Consider the following 22,993-nt stretch of genomic DNA (forward strand, 5'->3'; position numbering starts at 1 on the left):
CTATTGGTGCATGCGCAATTTTTCACTTCCTGATGCGGAGCCTTTCCGCAGAAGTGCGAGAAGCAGCGATATCGCAGCAGGTGTCATACCGTCAACACGCGCAGCCTGGGCAATGTTCTCTGGACGTGCCTTTTCCAGCTTTTGTTTCAGTTCGTTGGAGAGACCGGACAAAGACTGAAAATCGAAACCATTGGGGATTTTTCTGTCTTCGTCTCGCTTGATATCGACAATATCCGCGCTTTGACGCTGCATATAGACAGCGTAACTCGCTTCGATTTCCAAAACCTCAGCGACCTTGGTATTAAGCGCCCGTAGCTCCGGCCAATGAGTGGTAAGAGTTTCCATCGTGATATCGGGGTAGGCGAGCATTTCATAAACCGAACGACGTTGACCGTCCTGGTTGAGTTTCAATCCCTGTTTAGCAGCTTGGGAGGGACTGATGGAAATGCTCTTCATCAGCTCGCGACCCCGATCCAGATCGGAGATAAAATCTGCGAAGCGTTTTTGGCGGTCATGACCGATAATGCCAGCCATCTGACCAATAGGTGTAAGTCGCAGATCAGCGTTGTCAACGCGAAGTGAAAGCCGATATTCCGCTCTCGACGTAAACATGCGATAGGGTTCGCTGACACCTTTGGAGGTGAGATCGTCGATCATCACACCGATATAGGATTCGGTACGACTGAAATGGATAGGGTCTGCATTGCCTGCATATAGCGACGCATTCAACCCGGCAACCAGACCCTGGGCACCCGCCTCTTCATAACCCGTCGTGCCATTGATCTGCCCTGCCAGGAACAATCCCGGAATTTTCCGGCATTCCAGAGAAGGCTTCAGCTCACGCGGATCGACATAGTCATATTCAATCGCGTAGCCTGGCTGAATGATGTTGACTTGCTCAAGGCCGGGTATGGTGCGGATAAACTGCTCCTGAACTGAGGCAGGAAGCGACGTCGAAATTCCATTTGGATAAATTGTATGGTCATCAAGGCCTTCTGGTTCCAGAAATATCTGATGACCGTCCCGTTCACCGAAGCGTGTAATCTTGTCTTCGATCGACGGACAATAGCGCGGACCAACACCCTCGATCTGTCCCGAATACATCGCTGACAGATGAATATTATCCTGAATGATCTTGTGTCCGGCCGGCGTCGTTCGGGTTACGCCACATTCGATCTGTGGATTGACAATGCGATCCGTCATAAAAGAGAACGGAACGGGATCTTCATCGGCCGCTTGCCGATCCACAGCGTTCCAATCGATCGTGCGACCATCAAGCCGGGCGGGGGTGCCAGTCTTCAGCCGGCCCATGGCGAGGCCCAGACGGCCAAGTGTTTCGGAAAGGCCAAGAGACGGTTTTTCACCAACCCGGCCTGCGGGAATCTTTTCGGAGCCGATATGAATAAGGCCGCGTAGAAAAGTGCCGCTCGTCAACACAACAGCACCACAAGGAATCCGGCTACCGTTTGCCATGATTACGGCGCAGACCTTATCATCCGCCATTTCAATATCGAAAGCATCACCTTCAATAATGCTAAGGTTTTCAATCGCATTGATTTCCCGTTGCATGGCCTCGCGATAAAGTCGCCGATCAGCCTGCGTGCGCGGCCCGCGGACGGCGGGGCCTTTTTTGCGATTGAGCATACGGAATTGAATTCCCGCTGCATCAGCAACCCGGCCCATCAAACCGTCCAGCGCATCAATTTCGCGGACCAGGTGTCCTTTACCGAGACCACCGATTGCCGGGTTACAGGACATCACCCCGATCGTCTCTCGCTTATGGGTAACGAGAGCGGTTTTAGCGCCATGTCGTGCAGCGGCAGCCGCAGCTTCGCTGCCGGCATGTCCACCACCGATAACAATGACATCAAATGACTGGTGCATATCCCTGCGCCTTATCCCAAATCATCGGCTTTGCCGTATTGGCCACCAATGTTTCACGTGAATCATTTTCCTATGCAGAATTCCGAGAAGATCACGCCCAGCAAATCTTCCACATCGACGCGGCCAGTAATGCGTCCAAGCGATGTTGCTGCGAGTCTCAAGTATTCCGACCTTATCGCAAGGTCCATGGTCTCGGAATTGAGCGCATCACTAACATAGTTCAGCGTCTCTTCAAGTCGTTTTTTGTGCCGGGCGCGGGCAGGGACCAGTGTCTGTGCAACACCAACCCTGCTTTCAATCTCTCGCTTGATCAATAGACGCAATTCGTCGAGACCGACGCCTTCCCTTGCGGAGATGTTAAGATCAAAAACAGCGTCAACTGTAGAAGAGGAAATCGCGGTTTTTGTCCGTAGATGCAAATGGCGAGCATTTTCCAGAGAAATGATCGATTGTTTCGGAGTCGAATCGTTATCTTGCAATATCAAAATAAGATCCGCGGTTTCCGCGGTCAGTACGGCCCGCCTAACACCTTCCTTTTCGACCACATCCTGCGTCTCCCGAATTCCGGCCGTATCGAATATGCGGACCAGGTAACCGTCGAGATTAATATCAACGCTCAGCACGTCTCTGGTCGTACCAGCAATGTCAGTGACAATAGCAACGTCACGGCCGCTCAAAGCATTAAGAAGCGTAGACTTGCCAGCGTTAGGCTCTCCCACCAGCGCCACCTTGAACCCGTCACGAATGATCTCACTGCTTCCGCCGTTCTTGAGATGGCTGTTGATTTCACTATGAAGTTGCATCATCGCGTCCCACACCTGCGCGGCAACTGAATCGGGCACATCTTCCTCGTCGGCGAAATCCAGCTCTGCCTCGATCAGGGCGCGAGCACGCGTCAACCGGCCTGCCCAGCCATCGTAGAGCGCTGACAGCTTACCAGTGCTCTGCTCAACCGCCAGACGCCGCTGCATCTCCGTTTCAGCCTGCAGCAGATCCGCCAGACCTTCGATTTCGAGAAGATCCATCTTGCCGTTTTCAAACGCGCGGCGGGAGAACTCGCCGGCATCCGCCGGCCGAAATCCTTCGAGCAGTTCGAGCTCGGCAAAAATTGATGCGACAACCGCGCGGCTTCCGTGGCTGTGGATTTCGATGCAGTTCTCACCCGTGAAGGAATTTGGTGCAGGGAAAACGATCATCAGCGCCTGGTCGATGATCTCATTGTTTCGGTTTCGAATCGAACACAGAACCGCCTGCCGCGGTGCTGGAAGGTCACGACCGGTCAACGTCACAAAGGCTTCGAACGCGCCGGGCCCACTGATCCTGATAATAGCGACGCCGGCCGGCAATGCTCCACTGGAGAGCGCATAAATGGTATCGGCGGAAGCTGGCATCATTCACCTCGGTTAAAACAGTCAAGCCGCATCCGAATGAACGGATGCGGCTTTAAAGCTTTGTCGATGGGACCGGTAAAACTCCGGATCAGGTATTCATCGATTCGAAGAAATCCGAATTGGTCTTGGTCTGCTTCAACTTGTCGATCAGGAACTCGATGGCATCCATCGTTCCCATCGGCGCGAGAATGCGGCGAAGCACGAAAATCTTCTGGAGATCCTGACGCGGCACGAGCAGGTCTTCCTTACGTGTACCGGACTTGAGAATATCGAGCGCCGGGAAGATACGCTTGTCAGCGACCTTACGGTCAAGCACGATTTCCGAGTTACCCGTACCCTTGAATTCTTCAAAGATGACTTCGTCCATGCGGCTGCCGGTGTCGATCAGCGCGGTCGCGATAATCGTCAGCGAACCACCTTCTTCGATGTTACGTGCGGCACCGAAGAAACGCTTCGGCCGCTGCAACGCGTTGGCATCCACACCACCGGTCAGGACCTTGCCGGAAGACGGAACGACCGTGTTATAAGCTCGGCCGAGGCGAGTGATGGAATCGAGCAGGATAACGACGTCGCGGCCATGTTCGACAAGGCGCTTCGCCTTTTCGATGACCATTTCGGCCACCTGGACGTGGCGTACAGCCGGTTCGTCGAAGGTTGACGACACCACCTCACCCTTGACCGAGCGCTGCATGTCGGTGACTTCTTCCGGACGTTCGTCGATCAGAAGAACGATCAGGTAACATTCCGGATGGTTAGCCGTGATGGAATGCGCGATGTTCTGCAAGAGAACAGTTTTACCGGTACGCGGCGGCGCGACGATCAATCCACGCTGGCCCTTGCCAAGTGGCGCGACCAGATCGATCACACGCGACGACAGATCCTTCGATGTCGGAAGCTCCAGCTCCATCTTGAACCGCTCATTCGGATAAAGCGGCGTCAGGTTATCGAAGTGAACCTTGTGACGGATCTTTTCAGGATCGTCAAAATTGATCGTGTTGACTTTGAGAAGCGCGAAATAACGTTCGCCTTCCTTGGGTCCACGGATCGGCCCCTCAACAGTATCGCCGGTCTTCAGAGAGAAACGGCGAATTTGCGAGGGCGAAATGTAGATATCGTCCGGACCCGGCAGATAATTTGCATTTGCGGACCGTAGAAAACCGAAACCGTCCTGCAGGACTTCAACGACGCCTTCGCCGATAATTTCGATGTCCTGGCTCGCGAGAACCTTGAGGATTGCGAACATAAGCTCCTGCTTGCGCATGGTGCTCGCATTTTCAACTTCCAGGGATTCAGCAAAAGTTAGCAAGTCGGTAGGCGATTTGCTCTTAAGTTCCTGAAGCTTCATTTCAGCCATGAAGGAAAGACCGTTTGATAATGTAATGTCGGGGGAGGGCGTGTTCGCGAATCAGATGCTGAGGGAGAAGCCGCAGATGACTGAATAATTCACATGCCACGAGATGAGTGGTCCGAAAATAGCGATTGAATAGGGCTACTGCAAGAGGAAAGCACGAATTCCGCGAAATTTATCGTTGCGACCTCTTAACCGAAGGGTTTCACAACCACAAGTATGACTATGAGGATCATCAGTACCGTCGGAACCTCGTTCATCAACCGCCAGTGACGGGCAGGCCTGATATTTTCATCCCGGGCGAACCGTTTGGCACTGCGGGTGAAATAGACATGGGCGATGGTTAGTAGCACCACCAGTGCGATTTTCGCATGTAGCCAGCCGCCGGAAAAACCATAAACCGACCATGCGAGATAGAGCCCCAATATCCAGCTGATCATCATCGCCGGGTTCATGATGACTTTGATCAACCGCTGTTCCATCACCTTGAAGGTTTCGGATTGCTGCGAACCGGTGGGTGCATCGGTGTGGTAAATGAACAGGCGCGGCAGGTAAAAAATCGCCGCCATCCAGGAAATCACCGCGATGATATGAAGCGCCTTGATCCACAGATAGAGATCGGCCGGATCGGCGTAAAACAACAGCGCGACAAAAGCGGCAAAGACACCGAGCGCCATACCTGCGCGAAGGGCAGCCCTGTTTCCTGAGCGGGCGGAGGTCTGCTTCTCGCCGCTCATGCCCCGGCTCCGCCGGCACGCACCCGCTGCACCAGCCTTGCAACGTTTTCCGGATCGGCCTGCGGCGTGATGCCATGGCCGAGATTGAAGATCAGCGGGCCCTGGCCCAGAGCCTGCAGCACAGCGTCGATACCGTCCTCCAGAGCCTTGCCACCCGCCACCATCAGCATGGGGTCCAGATTGCCCTGTACCGGGCCTTCCTTCTGCAAGTCCCTTGCGAAACCGAGTGGCACCGACCAGTCGAGGCCGATGGCGTCTGCGCCCGTTTTGCGGCGATAATCCTTCAAAAGATAACCGGCCCCCTTGGCAAAGGTGATGATCTTCGCGGAGGGGCGGCGAGCGCGCACCGAAGCGATGATACGGGCGACGGGTTTTACCGCATATTCCTCGAATTCCTTCTCGCCGAGCACCCCGGCCCAGGAATCGAAAATCTGCACCGCATCGGCCCCGGCATCAATCTGCGCCACAAGGTAGTCGGCGGAAACCTCAGCCAGCAAGGCAAGAAGCTTTTCCATGGCTGCCGGCTCCCGATAACCGAACAACCGCGCCGGCGCCTGATCAGGCGTTCCGTGGCCGGCAATCATGTAGGTTGCGACCGTCCAGGGCGCACCGCAAAAACCGAGAAGCGTCGTCTCATCCGGTAAGGTCTGGCGCAAGCGTGAGACGGTTTCGAAAACGGGCGAAAGATGCGCAATGACATTGCTCGCATCCAGCCTGTCGATGCCATCCACATCGATCGGATCCATGGCCGGACCCTTTCCCTCGCTGAAGGAAACATTGCGATCAAACCCATCCGGTATCACCAGAATATCGGAAAAGAGGATAGCTGCATCAAGACCGAACCGGCGAATGGGCTGAAGGGTCACTTCGGTTGCCAGTTCGGGATTATAACAGAGATCGAGGAAACTGCCGGCGTTCTTTCGCGTTTCCCTGTACTCCGGAAGGTAACGCCCTGCCTGCCGCATCAGCCATATGGGCGGAGGTGTGACCGTCTGCCCGTTCAACACCTTTAAAACCTTACGCTCGCTCATGCCACCCAACTTCCAAAAAATAAAATCTAAGAGATTTAAAAGATTTTCTATTTCTTAGAGTCGGTGAGTAGCAAGGATTAAAATCTTTCCAGTCGATATGCCGCAGTCGGGTGTAAGCGCCAAGACCTGAACACGGCATTTCATCGCTTCATGGCAATAAATTGGATAATAGATATTTATATAATATTTTCAGATATTTAAGTTATATCCTTTGAAGCCGTTGCCTGTGGATCATCTGTGGACAGTTTTGAACAAGTTCAGAGTTTCCAGACAATTCACAGGCATGCCTGATAGCAAGGACGCCACTTGCGGATTGTGGAAAAAACCCACTTTATCCACGAGGCGGCTCGGCCCGCGGAATAATTCGGAAGTTTGTCCCGGTTTATCAACAGCGAGAGAAAAACAGCGTGGAGAACAAAAAAAGTTTCTTCCATTTGCACCTGATTTCGGACTCAACCGGAGAGACTCTCATGTCGGCCGGTCGTGCCGTCTCGGCGCAGTTCCACGCTTCGATGCCGGTGGAGCATGTTTATCCGATGATCAGGAACCAGAAGCAGCTCGCCCAGGTGGTGGATCTGATCGACAAGGAACCGGGCATCGTTCTTTATACGATCGTGGATCAGCAGCTGGCCGAGTTCCTGGATTTGCGCTGTCACGCGATCGGGGTGCCCTGCGTCAACGTCCTCGAGCCGATCATCGGCATTTTCCAGACCTATCTAGGCGCACCTTCGAGACGGCGGGTCGGGGCGCAGCACGCGCTGAACGCGGATTATTTCGCGCGGATCGAAGCGCTCAATTTTGCGATGGACCATGATGACGGGCAAATGCCGGAAAGCTATGACGAAGCCGATATCGTCATCATTGGGATCAGTCGAACGTCGAAAACACCGACAAGCATCTATCTCGCCAACAGAGGCATAAAGACCGCCAATATACCGGTCGTTCCAAACGTGCCGTTGCCGGAAAGCCTTTATGCCGCCACCCGTCCTTTGATCGTTGGTCTCGTCGCGACATCGGACCGCATATCGCAGGTACGTGAAAACCGGGAACTCGGCACGACCGGTGGATTTGACAGCGGGCGCTACACGGATCGCGCCACCATCATGGAAGAGCTGAAATATGCGCGTGCGCTCTGTGCCCGTAACAATTGGCCGCTGATCGATGTTACACGCCGCTCCATAGAGGAAACGGCCGCGGCAATCCTTGCCCTCCGCCCGAGGACACGATAATCCGGATCGCACCATTCGGAGCAGATAGTCGATGAAACAAGAGTTGATCCTCGCCTCGTCCAGCGCATCCCGTCAGATGTTGATGCGCAATGCGGGGCTGACATTTTCGGCGATCCCGGCGGATATTGACGAGCGCGCGCTCGACGAGCAGCTGGAAAAAAATGGCGCAAAGCCGGAAGAGGTTGCGCTGGAACTAGCCAAGGCCAAGGCGCTCGCGGTAAGTGCCCTGCATCCGCAAGCACTCGTTCTTGGATGCGACCAGACGATGGCGCTCGGTGCCCGGGTGTACCACAAGCCAAAAACCATGGCCGAAGCCGAAGCACATCTGCTCTCATTATCCGGCAAGGTTCATCGTCTGAACAGTGCAGCCGTTCTTGCGCGCGGGGGTGATGTCGTATGGCAGACGATCTCCAGTGCCGAGCTTTCGGTGCGAACTTTGAGCGCCGAATTCGTCTCCCGCCACCTGCAACGCGTGGGTGAAAAGGCCTTGAGCAGTGTCGGTGCCTATCAGCTCGAGGGCGAAGGAATCCAGCTATTTACTTCGATAGAGGGGGATTATTTCACCATTCTTGGCCTGCCGCTTTTGCCTCTCTTAATGAAACTGCGCGACATGGATGTCATTGATGGCTGATTCACGTGAAACATTAACTATAAACGCCTTCGTTGTCGGTTATCCGATCAAGCACTCCCGGTCGCCGATCATCCATTCCTACTGGCTGAAGAAATTCGGGATACCCGGCTCCTATAAGGCCATTGAGGTTACCCCCGATGACTTCCCCGATTTCATCACGGTACTAAAGGAACAGGGACCTGGTGCAGCGGTGGGTGGCAATGTCACCATTCCGCACAAGGAAGCGGCCTTTAAGTTGGCGGATAGTCCCGACGAGCTGGCGGAGGAACTGGGTGCAGCCAATACCGTCTGGATGGAAGAGGGTAGGCTGCATGCCACCAACACGGATGGCTATGGCTTCGTTTCCAATCTCGATGAGCGCCATCCTGGATGGGAGAAAACCGACCGGGCGGTGGTGTTCGGAGCCGGCGGTGCAAGCAGGGCCGTCGTTCAGTCGCTGCGGGACCGCGGCATTGCCGAAATCCATGTCCTGAACCGCACGGTCGAACGTGCCCGTGAAATGGCCGACCGTTTCGGTGCACGGGTTTTTTCTCATCCTCAGGGCGCTCTTCATGAAGTCATGCAGGACGCCGGGTTGTTTGTGAACACGACATCACTGGGTATGGACGGAACGGAAGCGCCCGAGATTGATTTTTCGCCGCTCGCTGCAAGTGCTGTTGTAACCGATATCGTCTATGTGCCGTTGAGAACCCCCATCCTCCAGATGGCGCAGACGCAGGGTATTGCGACGGTCGATGGGCTTGGCATGCTCCTTCATCAGGCAAAACCCGGCTTTAAAAAATGGTTCGGCAAAACGCCGGAAGTTGATGACACTCTTCGTTCCCTCATCATTGAGGATATGGAGAAACATTGATGATCGTCATCGGTCTCACCGGCTCGATCGGAACGGGAAAAACGACCACGGCGAAACTGTTTGCCGCGGAAGGGATACCGGTTCTCGATTCTGATGCGGTTGTGCACGACCTCTATTCAGCAGAAGCCGTGCCGATGATCGAAGCCGCCTTTCCGGGCACGACCATTTCCGGCACGGTCGACCGTCTTGAACTCGGTAACATCCTCAGGGAGAATCCGGCTAATTTTAGCAAGCTGGAAGCAATCGTCCATCCGCTTGTTCGTGAAAGACAGGAAGCTTTTCTCCGTAAGGCGAGAGAGGAAAATCAAAATTTCGCCGTTCTCGATATCCCGCTGCTGTTTGAAACCGGCGCGGAAACGAGGGTCGATAAAATAGTCGTTGTTAGTTGCGCGCCGGAAATACAGCGCCAGCGGGTTTTGTCCCGTCCCGGAATGACGGAAGAGAAATTCGAAATGATATTGGCCCGACAAATGCCCGATAACGAAAAGCGCCGGCGCGCCGATTTTATCATCGATAGCGGAAATGGTGTCGAAGCTGCACGGGATCAGGTAAGAGAAATTCTGCAGAGACTAAGTGCCGGTTCGGGCAACGGAGAGAAAAATGCGTGAGATCATTTTCGATACGGAAACCACAGGCCTTGAATCGAAACTGGACCGCGTGATCGAAATCGGCGGCATCGAGCTCAACAACCATTTTCCGACCGGCCGCACATTGCATATTTATATCAACCCGGAAGATCGCAAGGTTCACCCGGACGCGCTTGCGGTGCATGGCATCACCGACGACTTCCTGAAAGACAAGCCGAAATTCGCCGAAGTCGTCGACGAAATCCGCGAATTTTTTGAAGGTGCCCGCTGGGTGGCGCATAATGCGACATTCGACATGGGTTTTATCAATGCGGAATTTGCCCGCCTCGGCATTGCGCCGGTCTCATCTGAATTGGTGACGGATACGCTTTCGCTTGCACGCCGCAAGCACCCGATGGGTCCGAATTCCCTCGACGCACTTTGCCGGCGTTACGGGATCGACAACTCCCACCGCACCAAGCACGGCGCGCTTCTCGACTCCGAACTGCTCGCCGAAGTCTACATAGAAATGATTGGTGGGCGCCAGACAGCGCTCGGTTTCGGTTCCGGCTCCAAACAGCAAGCGGTCACTATCGAGGATGATGATGTCCCGAATGAGCCGTTGCAAAGGCCGCATCCTCTACCATCAAGACTGGATGCGGAGACCATCGCGGCGCACGGCAAGCTCGTTCTCGGCATGGGCGACAAGGCGATCTGGAACCGTTACCAGAATTAAGTGCGCCTGGCGCTTAGATGCGCCGTTGAAAAATGACGAGAAGCGTCAAATGAAAAACCCGGGCGATGAACCCGGGTTTTGTTTTGTCTGAACTCTAAAAAGAGCGGCGTCGCGTGCAATTCAGTTCGGTACGGCCTGAACCTTGGCTCTGGCCTGTTCCTCGGCAACGCGCTGTGAAAACATCTGCGCGAAATCGATCGGATCGATCATCAGCGGCGGGAAGCCACCATTGCGGGTGACATCGGCGATGATCTGGCGTGCGAAGGGGAACAGCAGGCGCGGGCACTCAATGAACAGCACCGGCAGCATATGTTCCTGCGGGAAACCGGCAATGCGGAACACGCCGCCATAAACCAGCTCGGCTGCAAACAGAACCTTGTCGCCATCCTTGGCTTCGGCATTCAGCGTCAGCACAACGTCGAAATCCGAACCCGAAATCGGGTTTGCGTTGACATTGACATTGATGTTGATCGACGGCGCATTGTCACGAGCCTGAAGCGAACGAGGAGCACCCGGATTTTCGAAAGAAAGATCCTTGATGTACTGGGTAAGAATGTTGAGGGAAGGACTAACTGCGCCCTGTGCGCCATTTTCAGCGGTCATTACGTTTCCTCGCGGCGTGATTTCGTGGAAGGCGGTCTATCATTTCGACTTGAGCCTTACAACCCTCGTGCTCTCGGCTCTCTAACCCTTTGCCGTGCTTCAGGGTTTGGGCAGGTTGCGATCATCCGGCTTTTGGGACCAGGGAGAATCCTTGGGTCCTTCGCGGTGAAACTCCTCTTCGTCGAGGTCCACAACCTTGGAGCTACCCTTATTTCCCTGACCATTGCTGAACCCGGAAAAGTCACCGGGTTGCGGGCCGGTCTGGCCGCCGGGTTGACCCGACTGGCGAAAAGAACCAGCCACGACGACGCGGGGTCCGAGGATATTCCAGAAAAAACGTCTCACCGTTTTCGACAGAAGCAGGAGACCGAGTATATCGGTGATGAAACCCGGGATGATCAGCAGGATGCCCGCCACGACGCGCATGGCGCCATTGACCAGCTCATCGGCAGGCTGGGCGCCGGTGCGCCCTGCGGCCTGAAGATTTCTCACCATGCCGATGCCGCCGAGCCGCAGGATCAGCAACCCCAGAAACGACGTGAACAGGACGAGCGCCAATGTCAGCCATAGACCGATTGTCTTGCCGACGATGATGAAACCGGCAATTTCCAGGATTGGCATCATCAGGATGACAATGGGGAGAAAGGAAAAACGCATCTTCTAGCCTTGCGTGTGCATCTCTGGCAGATTGCCGGTTCCCGAGAACACCGATGATTGAATCTGCACATTTGAATGATGATAAGATGCAGACTATATGATGTTCAGGTTTTTGAATTTAAATGGCGGTTTTGGTAAAAGATGGGCTTTAGCGACTTTATCACATTGTTTTTTCTCGTTGCAGCGGTGCTGATCTTTCTTCAGCTGCGCAGCGTTCTTGGTCGCCGAACCGGCAATGAGAAGCCGCCATTCGACCCTTACACGCCGCGCGATGTCGCGAAAGGCCCCGTCACGGACGATAACAAGGTCGTGACCCTGCCCAAACGCTCTGAGGCGGAGGACGAAAACCGCTTTGCCGAGGCGGATGCTCTGGCACCCGTCGATACTGCCTTGAATACATCCCTGCGCGAGCTGATGACCAAGGACCCGACCTTCCGCCCCAAGGAATTCCTGAACGGCGCCCGCATGGCCTATGAGATGATCGTCATGGGTTTTGCCGATGGTGACCGCAAGACGTTGAAGAACCTTCTGTCGAAGGAAGTTTTCGACGGGTTCGAGGCGGCCATTTCCGAGCGGGAAAGTCGCGGCGAGGTGGTCAAGTCCACTTTCGTGGGAATAGAGAAGGCCGATATCACCCAGGCCGGTATCCGCGATTCCGAAGAGCAGATCACGCTCAGAATAGTCAGCCAGCTGATTTCGGCCACCTATGACAAGGATGGCAAGCTGGTGGACGGCGATCCCGATGCGGTTGCGGAAGTGGACGACATCTGGACCTTCTCGCGTGATGTCCGCTCGCGCGATCCCAACTGGAAGCTGATCGCCACTGAATCCGAGCAATGAATACGCCCTTTTCGTTCGAAGAAGTTTCTTTCGGTGATCTGCCGGGATGGCAGGAGGACGATCCGCGTAAGCTGTTTCCGGCGATGCGGACAATCCTGTCACATCTTCGGAATTCAAAACCCTACAGGACCGGCGCGTTGGGTCTCACCGCCGGCGAACTGGCCTCGCTTCTGGAACTGGCGGATGAGGAACAAGCGGATAGTCCCCAGCAGGCCCGCCGGTTTTTCGAGACGAATTGTGTACCTTTCAAAATTTCACCGCCCGGCGGAAAACGCGGTTTTGTAACTGCCTTTTATGAACCGGAGCTTGAGGTATCGTCCGTCCGCGACGATGTCTGGAAGTATCCGGTCTACCGCCGCCCACCGGAGCTGGTGGATATCGACGACGAAAATCGCCCGAGCGGTTTTGATCCGTCCTATGCTTTTGGCAGAGAGGGCGAGGACGGCATTTCCTATTTTCCCGATCGCCGCGCGATCGACGAAGGATATCTGCAGGGCAGGGGGCTTGAGATTGCCTGGGCGAGATCGAAGGTCGATCTGTTTTTCGTCCACGTTCAGGGTGCTGCCCGTCTTCTGTTTCCTGATGGAGAGGTGAAACGCATCACCTATGCCGCCAAGGCCGGGCATCCGTTCTCGCCGATCGGTCGGTTGCTTCTGGATCGTGGGGAACTGGATCCGAAAACGATCTCGATGCAGACAATTCGCAAATGGCTCGCCGACCATCCGGATGAGGTGGATGGGGTGCTATGGCATAATCGCTCCTATATTTTTTTCCGGCAGGCTGATGTTGCCGGTCTGGATATGGGACCGATCGCCGCCGCCAAGGTGCCGCTGGTCGCGGCGCGGGCGCTTGCGGTGGACAGGCTCATCCACACCTTCGGTTTTCCCTTCTTTATCCATGCGTCGTCATTGACCCACCTGGATAATGGCAAGCCCTTCGCGCGGTTGATGCTGGCGCTCGATACCGGCTCGGCCATCGTTGGCCCGGCACGCGGCGACATTTTCACCGGCTCGGGTTTCGAAGCCGGGGAACTTGCAGGCACAGTGCGCAACGACGCCGATTTCTATATGCTGCTGCCGCATGTTGCTGCGAAAAGGTATCGGCGATGAAGGGCAGTCGAAAGCTTGGCAAGGAAGAACGCATTCTGTGGGGTAAGGTCGCAAGAACAGCCAGACCCATCTCCGGCAGGCTGGAAGATTTGCTGGCTTTCGACGATATCGAGGAAGCCGCGGCGGAACCTGTCGTCCCGCAAACGGCAAACGCCGTCTTCCCTAGGATGCTCGCGGAGCCGGTGGACGTTTCGACCTTTACGCCGGACAAGAAGCCAAAAATTCATCAACCGATGGAAAAGCCGGTTAAGCGCAAGTTGACGCGCGGGCGGTTGCCGCTGGAAGGCCGTATCGATCTGCATGGCATGTTTCAGAGCGAAGCCCATGCGGTTCTGCTCGATTTTTTATTGCGGGCGCACGAACGGGGCCTCCGGCACGTGCTCGTCATCACCGGTAAGGGTCGCTCCATCGGCAGCGATGGTGCGCTGAAAAGGGCCGTGCCCATGTGGTTCGCCAAACCGGAATATCGTTACTTGATTTCATCCTATGAGGATGCATCCGCCAATCACGGCGGCGATGGCGCTCTCTATGTCCGTTTGGCGCGCCGCAAGGGGGAAAAATCATGACGCCCTTTGCAGAAGCCGTGCGGCTGCTTCGTGAGCGCAAGGGCGTGACTCAGAAGGAGATGGCAGCGGCAATCGGCGTTTCCCCCGCTTATCTCTCGGCACTGGAGCACGGCAAACGCGGCAAACCGAGCTTCGATCTCCTCCAGCGCATCGCCGGATATTTCAACATCATCTGGGATGAGGCGGAGGAATTGTTCTTTCTCGCCGGCTCCTCCGACCCCAAGGTGGCGATCGACACGGTCGGTCTGCCGCCGCAATATACGGCTTTTGCCAATCGGCTGGCGCGGGATATTCGCAAGCTGCCGCTGAGTGTGATAGAGGAACTGTCAGCGGTGCTACAAAAAAGCCGTTCTTGCGATTGAAACCCCTCTATCCCCTGCTTTATGCAGCGTTCTGAGGCATGTGGCCTTTGGGATTGAGTGTAGAATTTCTATAGTCGTATGTCGGATTTGAGTGATTCGCGGGCTTCAGGCCTTCTCACTGAAAACTTGGCCAGGAAATTTTGGAAAGAGTACTTATGACCGAAACATCGTCAAGCGAAGTCGGCGCCAACACTGAATACGGAGCCGATTCGATCAAGGTCCTGAAGGGTCTTGATGCTGTGCGCAAACGGCCCGGCATGTATATCGGCGATACCGATGACGGCTCCGGTCTGCATCACATGGTCTACGAGGTGGTCGACAACGCCATCGACGAGGCTCTTGCGGGTCATGCCGATCTGGTGACGGTAACGCTCAACGCCGATGGTTCGGTGACGGTAACGGACAACGGACGCGGCATTCCGACTGATATCCATTCTTCCGAAGGCGTTTCCGCCGCGGAAGTCATCATGACCCAGCTTCATGCGGGTGGAAAATTCGACCAGAACTCCTACAAGGTTTCCGGCGGTCTGCATGGCGTGGGCGTTTCGGTCGTAAATGCGCTCTCGGTTTGGCTGAAGCTCAGAATCCGCCGCAATGGCAAGCTGCACGAAATCGGCTTCACCCATGGGGTTGCCGATGCTCCGCTCTCGGTCATTGGCGAATATGAAGGCCGCTCTGGCACGGAAGTCACCTTCCTGGCGAGCCCCGACACCTTCACCATGACGGATTATGATTTTGGTACGCTGGAGCATCGCCTGCGCGAACTGGCGTTTTTGAATTCCGGTGTTCGTATCGTGCTCACCGACAAGCGTCATTCTGATATCAAACAGGAAGAGTTGCTCTACGATGGTGGTCTTGAAGCCTTCGTGCGTTATCTCGACCGGGCCAAGAAACCGCTGGTGGACAAGCCGGTGGCCATTCATGGCGAAAAGGACGGCATCACGGTTGAGGTCGCGCTCTGGTGGAACGACAGCTACCATGAAAATGTGCTCTGCTTCACCAACAACATTCCGCAGCGCGACGGCGGCACCCATATGGCCGGCTTCCGCGCGGCGCTCACGCGTCAGATGACATCCTATGCCGAGACTTCCGGCATCATGAAAAGGGAAAAGGTCAGCTTGCAGGGTGAGGACTGCCGCGAAGGACTGACGGCAATTCTTTCCGTCAAGGTTCCCGACCCCAAGTTTTCTTCGCAGACGAAGGACAAGCTTGTTTCGTCTGAAGTGCGCCCTGTCGTGGAAAGTCTCGTCAACGAGGCCCTGTCCACCTGGCTCGAGGAACATCCGTCCGACGCCAAGATTCTTGTCGGCAAGGTGGTGGAAGCGGCCATTGCCCGTGAAGCCGCCCGCAAGGCGCGCGAACTGACGCGCCGCAAGGGTGCGCTCGATATCGCCTCTCTGCCCGGCAAGCTCGCCGATTGTTCCGAACGCGATCCGGCGAAATCCGAACTCTTCCTCGTCGAGGGTGACTCCGCAGGCGGTTCGGCCAAGCAGGGCCGCTCGCGCGAAACGCAGGCCATCCTGCCGCTACGCGGTAAGATCCTGAACGTTGAGCGCGCCCGTTTCGACAAGATGCTGTCCAGCCAGGAAATCGGCACGCTGATCACCGCGCTCGGCACGTCGATCGGCAAGGACGAATTCAACGCAGACAAGCTGCGCTACCACAAGATCATCATCATGACGGATGCTGACGTCGACGGCGCCCACATTCGTACCCTGCTGTTGACCTTCTTCTTCCGCCAGATGCCGGAACTGATCGAGCGTGGCCATCTCTATATCGCCCAGCCGCCGCTTTATAAGGTGACGCGCGGCAAATCCGTGCAGTACCTCAAGGATGAGAAGGCGCTGGAAGAATATCTGATCTCGATGGGCATCGAGGATACGTCGCTGACGCTCGGCTCCGGCGAAGTACGCATCGGCGCTGACCTTCGTGAGGTCATTCTCGATGCGGTGCGCATGCGCACGCTGATCGACGGTCTGCATTCCCGCTACAGCCGCTCCATCGTGGAACAGGCCGCCATTGCCGGCGCCCTGAACCCCGAGCTTTCGGCCGATGCTGCCCGTGCCCAGGAAACCGTTGCCGAAGTGGCCCGGCGTCTGGACATGATCGCGGAAGAAACCGAACGCGGCTGGTCCGGCATGGTGCTGGAAGATGGCGGCTTGCGCTTCGAGCGCATGGTACGCGGTGTCAAGGAAATCTCGACGCTCGATATGGGCCTGATCGGTTCGGTCGATGCCCGTCATATCGATCAGCTCGCGGCTCGCACGCGCGATATTTACGTCACTCCGCCGGTTCTGCAACGCAAGGACGGCACTATGGAACTGGCCGGACCGCGTGCGCTTCTGGATGCTATTTTCGCCGCTGGCCGCAAGGGTCTTTCCATGCAGCGTTACAAGGGTCTCGGTGAAATGAACGCCGAGCAGCTGTGGGAAACCACACTCGACGCCAATGTACGTTCGCTGCTGCAGGTCAAGGTCAACGATGCCACGGATGCCGATGGTCTGTTTTCGCGCCTGATGGGCGATGAGGTGGAACCGCGCCGCGACTTCATTCAGGAAAATGCGCTCAGCGTTGCCAATCTCGACATTTAATCCTGTGGGACGTCTCGCGTGACGATTCACGTGAAACGAAACTTTAACGAAAGGCCCGGCGGTCAATTCCCGCCGGGCCTTTTGTCATCTGTGTTGTCGGATATCAATCGGCCTTGCCGGTGAACCGCCCCTTGAAAGCTACGTCCGAAAGGGGGAGGCGCTTGCTGGGCACTTCCCGTTCTGCCAGATCGTCAGGAAGAACAGCCTTGTCGGTCAATGTGCCGATGGCAACTGCGGCCTCCACCTTATATCCATCCGGAACATCAAGCTTTTCCACGATCTGGTCTTTAAATATGCCTGCCATGCCATGGGCGTGGTAACCGAGCAGATGCGCCTGCATGGCAAGTGAAAACCATGCCGCACCGGCATCGAAGGAATGGGTCGCTGAAGGCTTTTTCTCACCCTCTCGTGAAATATTGTGGTCGCGGGAAAGGACGAAGAGTAGAACTGAGGCATTTTTTGCCCAGCGCTGGTTTCCTTCCATCAGCAGTTCCACGAAGAGCGGCCAATCCTCGCTATCCTTGTGCGCGTAGACAAACCGCCACGGTTGCTGGTTGGATGCCGATGGCGCCCAATGCGCGGCATCGAGAATGGTCAGCAAATGCTCGTTTGGCATCGCATCTCCATCGAATGCGCGCGGAGACCAGCGATCGAGGAAGAGTGGATCGACGGGATATTCGGATTGCCGGGAATTGCTGTTTGTCACGGGCGTGTCCTTTTGATTGTCGGGAGGGAAAAGGTATTTTTCGAAAGTCGAAGCAGTCAAGGGGTGACAAGTATGAATGTATCGTTCATATATGCATCACCTTGTCTGACAACCGGGAGAGAGTTCCATGAAATTGATGCGCGTTGGCCAGCCTGGCCAGGAAAAACCTGCGATCCTCGACGCGGAAGGAAAAGTCCGCGATCTGTCTGCTCATGTCAAAGACATCGGCGGTGAAGCCATTTCTCCGGAAGGCCTGAAGAAGATTGCCGCCATCGACCTCGGCACTCTTCCCGTAATCTCTGAAGAGCGCATTGGCGCTTGTGTTGCCGGAACCGGAAAATTCATCTGCATCGGCCTCAATTTCTCTGACCACGCCGCTGAAACCGGTGCGACCGTACCGCCGGAACCGGTCATTTTCATGAAGGCGACCTCGGCAATCGTCGGTCCGAACGACGATGTTGTCATTCCGCGCGGTTCTGAGAAGACCGACTGGGAAGTCGAACTCGGCGTCGTCATCGGCAAGACCGCGAAATATGTATCTGAGGCCGATGCTCTCGACTACGTCGCCGGTTATTGCGTTTCGCACGATGTTTCTGAGCGGGCGTTCCAGACGGAGCGTGCCGGACAGTGGACCAAGGGTAAATCCTGCGACACCTTCGGTCCGATCGGCCCCTGGCTGGTCACGAAGGACGAAATCACCGATCCGCAGAACCTCGGAATGTGGCTGAAGGTCAATGGCCAGACAATGCAGGACGGCTCCAGCAAGACCATGGTTTACGGCGTCGCGCATGTCGTTTCCTATCTCAGCCAGTTCATGTCTCTCCATCCCGGCGACGTCATTTCCACCGGCACGCCTCCGGGCGTCGGCATGGGCCAGAAGCCCCCGCGTTACCTCAAGACGGGCGATGTCGTTGAACTCGGCATTGAAGGCCTCGGTTCCCAGAAACAGACCTTCGTTGCCGACATCTGATTATCAACAAACGTTCAACTGAAATTGAGGCGCCGGAGGGAAACCACCGGCGCCTTCGATTTTGTGCAGTTGCGAAAAGCTGCTATGCTCAAAAAAAGAGCTTGATCCGCGAGGAGGCGTAATCAGTGTTCTACCACCTCTATGAAATGAACCATGCGGCGATGGCGCCACTGCGCGCCGGTGCCGATATGATGCGCCAGGCATGCAGCAATCCTTTGAACCCGCTTTCCAGCACCGCCTTCGGGCGAAGCCTCGATGCAGGCTTTGAGGTATTCGAGCGGCTGACGCGCCGTTACATCAAGCCGGAGTTCGGTTTGGCGACTACCACCGTCGATGACCGGACCGTTGCCGTCACTGAAGAGATCATTTGGTCGCGTCCCTTCTGTAATCTCGTTCATTTCAAAAAAGAACTCGATGCGGCCCGCAAACCAGATCCGAAGGTGCTGCTGGTGGCGCCTATGTCAGGCCACTACGCCACATTGCTGCGGGGAACGGTCGAGGCGCTGCTGCCATCGGCGGATATCTATATCACCGATTGGATCGATGCCCGCATGGTGCCAGTCACCGAAGGGACATTCGATCTCGACGATTACATCAGCTACGTCATCGATATGCTGCGCGAGATCGGGCCCGGCGCCCATGTGGTCGCTGTTTGTCAGCCCTCGGTTCCGGTTCTGGCCGCAGTGTCCCTGATGGAAGCCGATGGTGACGGTTTCGCGCCTGCATCCATGACGCTGATGGGCGGTCCGATCGATACGCGCATCAATCCCACAGCCGTCAACGGTCTGGCCACGGCCAAGCCAATCGAATGGTTCCGCGACAACGTCGTCATGCAGGTACCGTGGCCGCAGCCGGCTTTTGGCCGGAATGTCTATCCCGGCTTCCTGCAATTATCCGGCTTCATGTCCATGAACCTCGACAAGCACATGACGGCACACAAGGATTTCTACCTTAACCTCGTCAAGAACGACGGCGATTCCGCTGAGAAGCATCGCGATTTTTACGATGAATATCTGGCCGTGATGGATTTGACGGCGGAGTTCTACCTGCAGACGGTGGAAACCGTCTTCATCGAACACGCGCTTCCCAAGGGAAACATGCAGCATCGGGGCAGGGCGGTCGATCCCGCTGCCATTCGTAACGTCGCGCTGTTCACCGTGGAAGGCGAAAACGACGATATTTCCGGTGTCGGCCAGACCAAAGCCGCACACGATCTTTGCCGGAACATCCCCGATGAAAAGCGTGGGCACTACATGCAGCCCGACGTCGGTCACTACGGCGTTTTCAACGGGTCGCGTTTCCGCAAGGAGATTGTGCCGCGCATGGTGGAATTCATCCGCAAGAACCAGACTGTCTAGCGCTGGAAGCCAGGCGATGCCGCGCATTTGCGTGGCCAAGCCGGTGTCGAATCGGCTATGAACAGTCCATGTTTTCGTTCCTCAGAAAATCCGTGAAGTCGCCGGCGCCGAAAAAGGTAGCGCCCAGCCAGCGCACCGTCGAGGTGGCTGGCCGTCATGTGCCCATTACGGTGAAGGAAAATCCGCGCGCCACGCGCATCACCTTGCGCATCGAACCCGGCGGCCGGGCTCTGAAGCTGACGATCCCGATGGGGCTTCACCATGGCCAGGTGGATGATTTTCTCGAAAGGCATCAGGGCTGGATTGAAGGCAAGCTTTCGAAAATCAGCCCAGATGACGGTTTGCGTCATGGTGCGTCGGTTGATATTCGCGGCGTATCCCATCGCATCCATCACACTGGCAGCCTGCGTGGCCTGACTCATATCTCCAAAGACGAGGACGGCACGACGGTATTGAAAGTCAGCGGAGCGCCCGAACACCTGCGCAGACGGGTGGCCATTTTTTTGAAAAAGGAAGCGAAGGCTGATCTGGAGAGGCTTGTTGCGGTTCACGCGAGCGCGGCCGGAAAGCCCGTGCGATCCATCAGCATGAAGGACACCCGCAGCCGCTGGGGTTCGTGTTCCCATGATGGAAATCTGAGTTTCTCGTGGCGTATCGTCATGGCTCCGGAAAAGGTCATCGATTATCTCGCAGCCCACGAGGTCGCGCATCTGCGGGAAATGAACCACGGCCCGAAATTCTGGGCTCTGTGCGAAAAACTCTGCCCGCATACGCAGGAAGCCAAGGAATGGCTGAAACGTCACGGCTCTAAACTCCACGCCATCGATTTTGATTGAAAGTGGAGGCGTGCATCGCCATCTGGATTCACGTGAAACATTCCATGGAAAACGGGTGCGATTTGGCTCGACTCTTGTCGCATTTCGTGTCAGGTCGCGGGTATGAAACCGGATATCAAGATTTGCGGATTGAAGACACCGGAAGCGCTGGAGCGTGCCGTCAGGCGCGGCGCCTCCCATGTCGGCTTTATTTTCTTTGAAAAGAGCCCCCGCAACATCGAGCCCGATATCGCCGGCAGGCTGGCGGAAGCCGCCCGTGGCGCCGCAAAGGTTGTCGCCGTTACCGTCAATGCCGACAATGATGATCTGGACGAGATCGTCGATCTGCTGAGACCGGATATTCTGCAATTGCACGGCAGTGAAAGCCCGGAGAGGGTGCTGAACATCAAAGCACTCTACGGACTTCCGGTAATGAAGGCGCTTTCCGTTCGCGACGCCGCTGATCTTGCCAAGATTGATCCCTATATAGGTATAGCCGACCGTTTCCTGCTGGATGCCAAGGCGCCTGCGGGTTCCGATTTGCCGGGCGGCAACGGAGTAACCTTCGACTGGACCATCCTGCGCTCTCTTGACGGAAGTATCGATTACATGCTTTCCGGGGGATTGAACAAGGACAATGTCGCGGAGGCTCTGGCCGAAACCGGAGCTGGCGGACTGGATTTGTCGTCCGGTGTGGAGAGCGCGCCGGGCGTCAAAGATCTTGCGATGATTGATGCATTCTTCGATGTGGTGAATGATTGGTCGAAAGGCCCAAAGGGAGCTTGAAGTGAACGACGCGCCAACACCCAATTCTTTCCGCGCCGGTCCCGATGAGGACGGCCGTTTTGGCATTTACGGAGGCCGCTTCGTTGCCGAAACGCTGATGCCGCTTATTCTGGATTTGCAGGCGGAGTGGGAGAAGGCAAAGACCGATCCCGAATTTCAGGCAGAACTCAAATATCTCGGCGCTCATTACACTGGCCGCCCCAGCCCGCTTTATTTCGCGGAACGCCTGACGGCCGAACTGGGCGGCGCCAAGATCTATTTCAAGCGCGAAGAGCTGAATCACACCGGCTCGCACAAGATCAACAATTGCCTTGGCCAGATCCTGCTTGCCAAGCGCATGGGCAAGACCCGTATCATTGCCGAAACCGGTGCCGGCCAGCACGGCGTTGCCTCGGCGACCGTCGCCGCACGCTTCGGCCTGCCCTGCGTCGTTTATATGGGCGCGACGGATGTTGCCCGTCAGGCGCCGAATGTTTTCCGCATGAAGCTTCTGGGCGCTGAGGTAAAGCCGGTAACGGCTGGCCACGGCACTCTGAAAGATGCCATGAACGAGGCGCTGCGCGACTGGGTCACCAATGTCGACGACACCTATTACCTGATCGGCACAGCTGCCGGCCCGCATCCCTATCCGGAAATGGTTCGCGATTTCCAGGCCGTCATCGGTGAGGAAGCAAAGGCACAGATGCTGGAGGCGGAGGGCCGTCTTCCGGATATGGTCATTGCGGCTGTCGGCGGTGGCTCGAATGCCATCGGCATCTTCCATCCTTTCCTTGATGACAAGAGTGTCCGTATCGTCGGCGTCGAGGCTGGCGGCAGGGGTCTTTCGGGCGAGGAGCATTGCGCTTCGATCACGGCCGGTTCGCCGGGCGTTCTGCACGGAAACCGCACCTACCTGCTTCAGGACGCGGATGGCCAGATCAAGGAAGGCCATTCCATCTCCGCAGGTCTCGATTATCCCGGCATCGGCCCTGAGCATTCCTGGCTGAACGATATCGGCCGCGTGGAATATGTACCGATCATGGACCATGAGGCGCTGGACGCCTTCCAGATGCTGACGCGCCTCGAAGGCATCATTCCCGCTCTGGAGCCAAGCCACGCGCTGGCGGAAGTCATCAAGCGCGCACCGAAGATGGGCAAGGATGAGATCATCCTGATGAATCTTTCGGGTCGTGGGGACAAGGATGTCCACACCGTCAGCAAGTTCCTCGGAATGGAAATGTAAGA

23 protein-coding genes are annotated in these 22,993 nt (G+C 56.1%); 15 read left to right on the forward strand and 8 right to left on the reverse strand.

The features are described 5' to 3' along the window. The 5 genes from mnmG to hemE all read right to left on the reverse strand — a co-directional run bounded on the left by mnmG (nt 1) and on the right by hemE (nt 6,391). Nucleotides 1–1,884 carry a tRNA uridine-5-carboxymethylaminomethyl(34) synthesis enzyme MnmG gene (gene mnmG / locus ACQZ63_RS21100; RefSeq protein WP_333717087.1) on the reverse strand — a complete coding sequence of 628 codons (1,884 nt, stop codon included), beginning with the start codon at nt 1,882–1,884 and terminating at the stop codon, nt 1–3. Nucleotides 1,885–1,946: 62 nt separating this feature from the next. Next, nucleotides 1,947–3,278, reverse strand: a complete 1,332-nt coding sequence (gene mnmE / locus ACQZ63_RS21105) for a tRNA uridine-5-carboxymethylaminomethyl(34) synthesis GTPase MnmE (protein ID WP_162763643.1) — start codon at nt 3,276–3,278, stop codon at nt 1,947–1,949. Nucleotides 3,279–3,363: 85 nt separating this feature from the next. Then, nucleotides 3,364–4,629, reverse strand: coding sequence for a transcription termination factor Rho (gene rho / locus ACQZ63_RS21110; protein ID WP_013637014.1), 1,266 nt, complete (start codon nt 4,627–4,629; stop codon nt 3,364–3,366). A gap of 185 nt (nt 4,630–4,814) precedes the next feature. After that, nucleotides 4,815–5,360, reverse strand: coding sequence for a protoporphyrinogen oxidase HemJ (gene hemJ / locus ACQZ63_RS21115; RefSeq protein WP_026330887.1), 546 nt, complete (start codon nt 5,358–5,360; stop codon nt 4,815–4,817). Beyond that, a complete protein-coding gene (gene hemE / locus ACQZ63_RS21120; RefSeq protein ID WP_113556087.1) occupies nt 5,357–6,391 on the reverse strand; it encodes a uroporphyrinogen decarboxylase in 1,035 nt (344 codons plus the stop codon). Before hemE ends, hemJ begins: the two co-directional genes overlap by 4 nt. Before the next feature lie 407 nt (nt 6,392–6,798). Between hemE and ACQZ63_RS21125 the strand changes: the two genes are divergently transcribed. The 5 genes from ACQZ63_RS21125 to dnaQ are packed head-to-tail and all read left to right on the forward strand — an operon-like array spanning nt 6,799 to nt 10,406. Then, nucleotides 6,799–7,620 carry a pyruvate, water dikinase regulatory protein gene (locus ACQZ63_RS21125; RefSeq protein WP_003516369.1) on the forward strand — a complete coding sequence of 274 codons (822 nt, stop codon included), beginning with the start codon at nt 6,799–6,801 and terminating at the stop codon, nt 7,618–7,620. Nucleotides 7,621–7,651: 31 nt separating this feature from the next. Beyond that, nucleotides 7,652–8,251 carry a Maf-like protein gene (locus ACQZ63_RS21130; protein ID WP_113556085.1) on the forward strand — a complete coding sequence of 200 codons (600 nt, stop codon included), beginning with the start codon at nt 7,652–7,654 and terminating at the stop codon, nt 8,249–8,251. Beyond that, nucleotides 8,244–9,104 (forward strand): shikimate dehydrogenase, encoded by an 861-nt coding sequence (locus ACQZ63_RS21135; RefSeq protein ID WP_113556083.1) that lies wholly within the window; start codon nt 8,244–8,246, stop codon nt 9,102–9,104. The genes ACQZ63_RS21130 and ACQZ63_RS21135 overlap by 8 nt, the downstream gene beginning before the upstream one ends. Further along, on the forward strand, nt 9,104–9,712 hold the full coding sequence (coaE, locus tag ACQZ63_RS21140; RefSeq protein WP_113556082.1) for a dephospho-CoA kinase: 609 nt from the start codon (nt 9,104–9,106) through the stop codon (nt 9,710–9,712). Before ACQZ63_RS21135 ends, coaE begins: the two co-directional genes overlap by 1 nt. Then, nucleotides 9,705–10,406, forward strand: a complete 702-nt coding sequence (gene dnaQ, locus ACQZ63_RS21145; protein WP_003516361.1) for a DNA polymerase III subunit epsilon — start codon at nt 9,705–9,707, stop codon at nt 10,404–10,406. The genes coaE and dnaQ overlap by 8 nt, the downstream gene beginning before the upstream one ends. A 120-nt stretch (nt 10,407–10,526) precedes the next feature. Here dnaQ and secB read toward each other — a convergent pair whose 3' ends face one another. Together secB and ACQZ63_RS21155 are read right to left on the reverse strand one after the other, a co-directional pair. Next, nucleotides 10,527–11,009 (reverse strand): protein-export chaperone SecB, encoded by a 483-nt coding sequence (gene secB, locus ACQZ63_RS21150; protein ID WP_003516359.1) that lies wholly within the window; start codon nt 11,007–11,009, stop codon nt 10,527–10,529. Between the two features lie 99 nt (nt 11,010–11,108). Then, the gene (locus ACQZ63_RS21155; RefSeq protein WP_112497422.1) at nt 11,109–11,666 is read right to left on the reverse strand and encodes an FxsA family protein; all 558 of its coding nucleotides are present in this window, start codon (nt 11,664–11,666) and stop codon (nt 11,109–11,111) included. Nucleotides 11,667–11,807: 141 nt separating this feature from the next. Here ACQZ63_RS21155 and ACQZ63_RS21160 point away from each other — a divergent pair, with 141 nt between their 5' ends. The 5 genes from ACQZ63_RS21160 (at nt 11,808) to gyrB (ending at nt 17,134) form a co-directional block, all read left to right on the forward strand. Then, complete coding sequence (locus tag ACQZ63_RS21160) at nt 11,808–12,506, forward strand: Tim44/TimA family putative adaptor protein (protein WP_003516349.1); 699 nt, start codon at nt 11,808–11,810, stop codon at nt 12,504–12,506. After that, the gene (gene mltA / locus ACQZ63_RS21165; RefSeq protein ID WP_113556078.1) at nt 12,503–13,615 is read left to right on the forward strand and encodes a murein transglycosylase A; all 1,113 of its coding nucleotides are present in this window, start codon (nt 12,503–12,505) and stop codon (nt 13,613–13,615) included. The genes ACQZ63_RS21160 and mltA overlap by 4 nt, the downstream gene beginning before the upstream one ends. Next, nucleotides 13,612–14,181: a Smr/MutS family protein gene (locus tag ACQZ63_RS21170; protein ID WP_003516347.1), complete on the forward strand. Its 570-nt coding sequence runs from the start codon at nt 13,612–13,614 to the stop codon at nt 14,179–14,181. The genes mltA and ACQZ63_RS21170 overlap by 4 nt, the downstream gene beginning before the upstream one ends. After that, on the forward strand, nt 14,178–14,543 hold the full coding sequence (locus ACQZ63_RS21175) for a helix-turn-helix domain-containing protein (RefSeq protein WP_003516346.1): 366 nt from the start codon (nt 14,178–14,180) through the stop codon (nt 14,541–14,543). The genes ACQZ63_RS21170 and ACQZ63_RS21175 overlap by 4 nt, the downstream gene beginning before the upstream one ends. A 155-nt stretch (nt 14,544–14,698) precedes the next feature. Beyond that, entirely contained in the window at nt 14,699–17,134 is a 2,436-nt protein-coding gene (gyrB, locus tag ACQZ63_RS21180) for a DNA topoisomerase (ATP-hydrolyzing) subunit B (protein ID WP_003516345.1), read from the forward strand. A gap of 103 nt (nt 17,135–17,237) precedes the next feature. Here gyrB and ACQZ63_RS21185 read toward each other — a convergent pair whose 3' ends face one another. Next, the gene (locus ACQZ63_RS21185; RefSeq protein ID WP_013635180.1) at nt 17,238–17,840 is read right to left on the reverse strand and encodes a nitroreductase family protein; all 603 of its coding nucleotides are present in this window, start codon (nt 17,838–17,840) and stop codon (nt 17,238–17,240) included. Nucleotides 17,841–17,967: 127 nt separating this feature from the next. On the opposite strand from ACQZ63_RS21185, the gene ACQZ63_RS21190 reads away from it, so the two are divergent. From ACQZ63_RS21190 to trpB, 5 genes are all read left to right on the forward strand, one after another. Next, entirely contained in the window at nt 17,968–18,810 is an 843-nt protein-coding gene (locus tag ACQZ63_RS21190; RefSeq protein WP_038489218.1) for a fumarylacetoacetate hydrolase family protein, read from the forward strand. A 125-nt stretch (nt 18,811–18,935) separates the two neighbouring features. Next, nucleotides 18,936–20,168: a polyhydroxyalkanoate depolymerase gene (locus tag ACQZ63_RS21195; RefSeq protein ID WP_038489221.1), complete on the forward strand. Its 1,233-nt coding sequence runs from the start codon at nt 18,936–18,938 to the stop codon at nt 20,166–20,168. Nucleotides 20,169–20,236: 68 nt separating this feature from the next. Next, entirely contained in the window at nt 20,237–21,004 is a 768-nt protein-coding gene (locus tag ACQZ63_RS21200; protein ID WP_019565941.1) for a M48 family metallopeptidase, read from the forward strand. 102 nt (nt 21,005–21,106) lie between these two features. Then, on the forward strand, nt 21,107–21,769 hold the full coding sequence (locus tag ACQZ63_RS21205) for a phosphoribosylanthranilate isomerase (protein WP_003516340.1): 663 nt from the start codon (nt 21,107–21,109) through the stop codon (nt 21,767–21,769). A gap of 1 nt (nt 21,770) precedes the next feature. After that, entirely contained in the window at nt 21,771–22,991 is a 1,221-nt protein-coding gene (gene trpB, locus ACQZ63_RS21210) for a tryptophan synthase subunit beta (RefSeq protein WP_019565940.1), read from the forward strand. Nucleotides 22,992–22,993: the final 2 nt, after the last annotated feature.

It is taken from the genome of Agrobacterium sp. CG160-95 (assembly GCF_053521725.1).

What these genes read in the sequence shown, in the direction of transcription:
- mltA (WP_113556078.1), top strand. Translation starts at nt 12,503, where the DNA reads ATGAATACGCCCTTTTCGTTCGAAGAAGTTTCTTTCGGTGATCTGCCG.
- ACQZ63_RS21170 (WP_003516347.1), top strand. Translation starts at nt 13,612, where the DNA reads ATGAAGGGCAGTCGAAAGCTTGGCAAGGAAGAACGCATTCTGTGGGGT.
- ACQZ63_RS21130 (WP_113556085.1), top strand. Translation starts at nt 7,652, where the DNA reads ATGAAACAAGAGTTGATCCTCGCCTCGTCCAGCGCATCCCGTCAGATG.
- ACQZ63_RS21160 (WP_003516349.1), top strand. Translation starts at nt 11,808, where the DNA reads ATGGGCTTTAGCGACTTTATCACATTGTTTTTTCTCGTTGCAGCGGTG.
- ACQZ63_RS21200 (WP_019565941.1), top strand. Translation starts at nt 20,237, where the DNA reads ATGTTTTCGTTCCTCAGAAAATCCGTGAAGTCGCCGGCGCCGAAAAAG.
- hemE (WP_113556087.1), bottom strand. Translation starts at nt 6,391, where the DNA reads ATGAGCGAGCGTAAGGTTTTAAAGGTGTTGAACGGGCAGACGGTCACA.
- coaE (WP_113556082.1), top strand. Translation starts at nt 9,104, where the DNA reads ATGATCGTCATCGGTCTCACCGGCTCGATCGGAACGGGAAAAACGACC.
- rho (WP_013637014.1), bottom strand. Translation starts at nt 4,629, where the DNA reads ATGGCTGAAATGAAGCTTCAGGAACTTAAGAGCAAATCGCCTACCGAC.
- ACQZ63_RS21155 (WP_112497422.1), bottom strand. Translation starts at nt 11,666, where the DNA reads ATGCGTTTTTCCTTTCTCCCCATTGTCATCCTGATGATGCCAATCCTG.
- dnaQ (WP_003516361.1), top strand. Translation starts at nt 9,705, where the DNA reads ATGCGTGAGATCATTTTCGATACGGAAACCACAGGCCTTGAATCGAAA.
- gyrB (WP_003516345.1), top strand. Translation starts at nt 14,699, where the DNA reads ATGACCGAAACATCGTCAAGCGAAGTCGGCGCCAACACTGAATACGGA.
- ACQZ63_RS21205 (WP_003516340.1), top strand. Translation starts at nt 21,107, where the DNA reads ATGAAACCGGATATCAAGATTTGCGGATTGAAGACACCGGAAGCGCTG.
- ACQZ63_RS21190 (WP_038489218.1), top strand. Translation starts at nt 17,968, where the DNA reads ATGAAATTGATGCGCGTTGGCCAGCCTGGCCAGGAAAAACCTGCGATC.
- hemJ (WP_026330887.1), bottom strand. Translation starts at nt 5,360, where the DNA reads ATGAGCGGCGAGAAGCAGACCTCCGCCCGCTCAGGAAACAGGGCTGCC.
- ACQZ63_RS21175 (WP_003516346.1), top strand. Translation starts at nt 14,178, where the DNA reads ATGACGCCCTTTGCAGAAGCCGTGCGGCTGCTTCGTGAGCGCAAGGGC.
- ACQZ63_RS21135 (WP_113556083.1), top strand. Translation starts at nt 8,244, where the DNA reads ATGGCTGATTCACGTGAAACATTAACTATAAACGCCTTCGTTGTCGGT.
- mnmE (WP_162763643.1), bottom strand. Translation starts at nt 3,278, where the DNA reads ATGATGCCAGCTTCCGCCGATACCATTTATGCGCTCTCCAGTGGAGCA.
- secB (WP_003516359.1), bottom strand. Translation starts at nt 11,009, where the DNA reads ATGACCGCTGAAAATGGCGCACAGGGCGCAGTTAGTCCTTCCCTCAAC.
- mnmG (WP_333717087.1), bottom strand. Translation starts at nt 1,884, where the DNA reads ATGCACCAGTCATTTGATGTCATTGTTATCGGTGGTGGACATGCCGGC.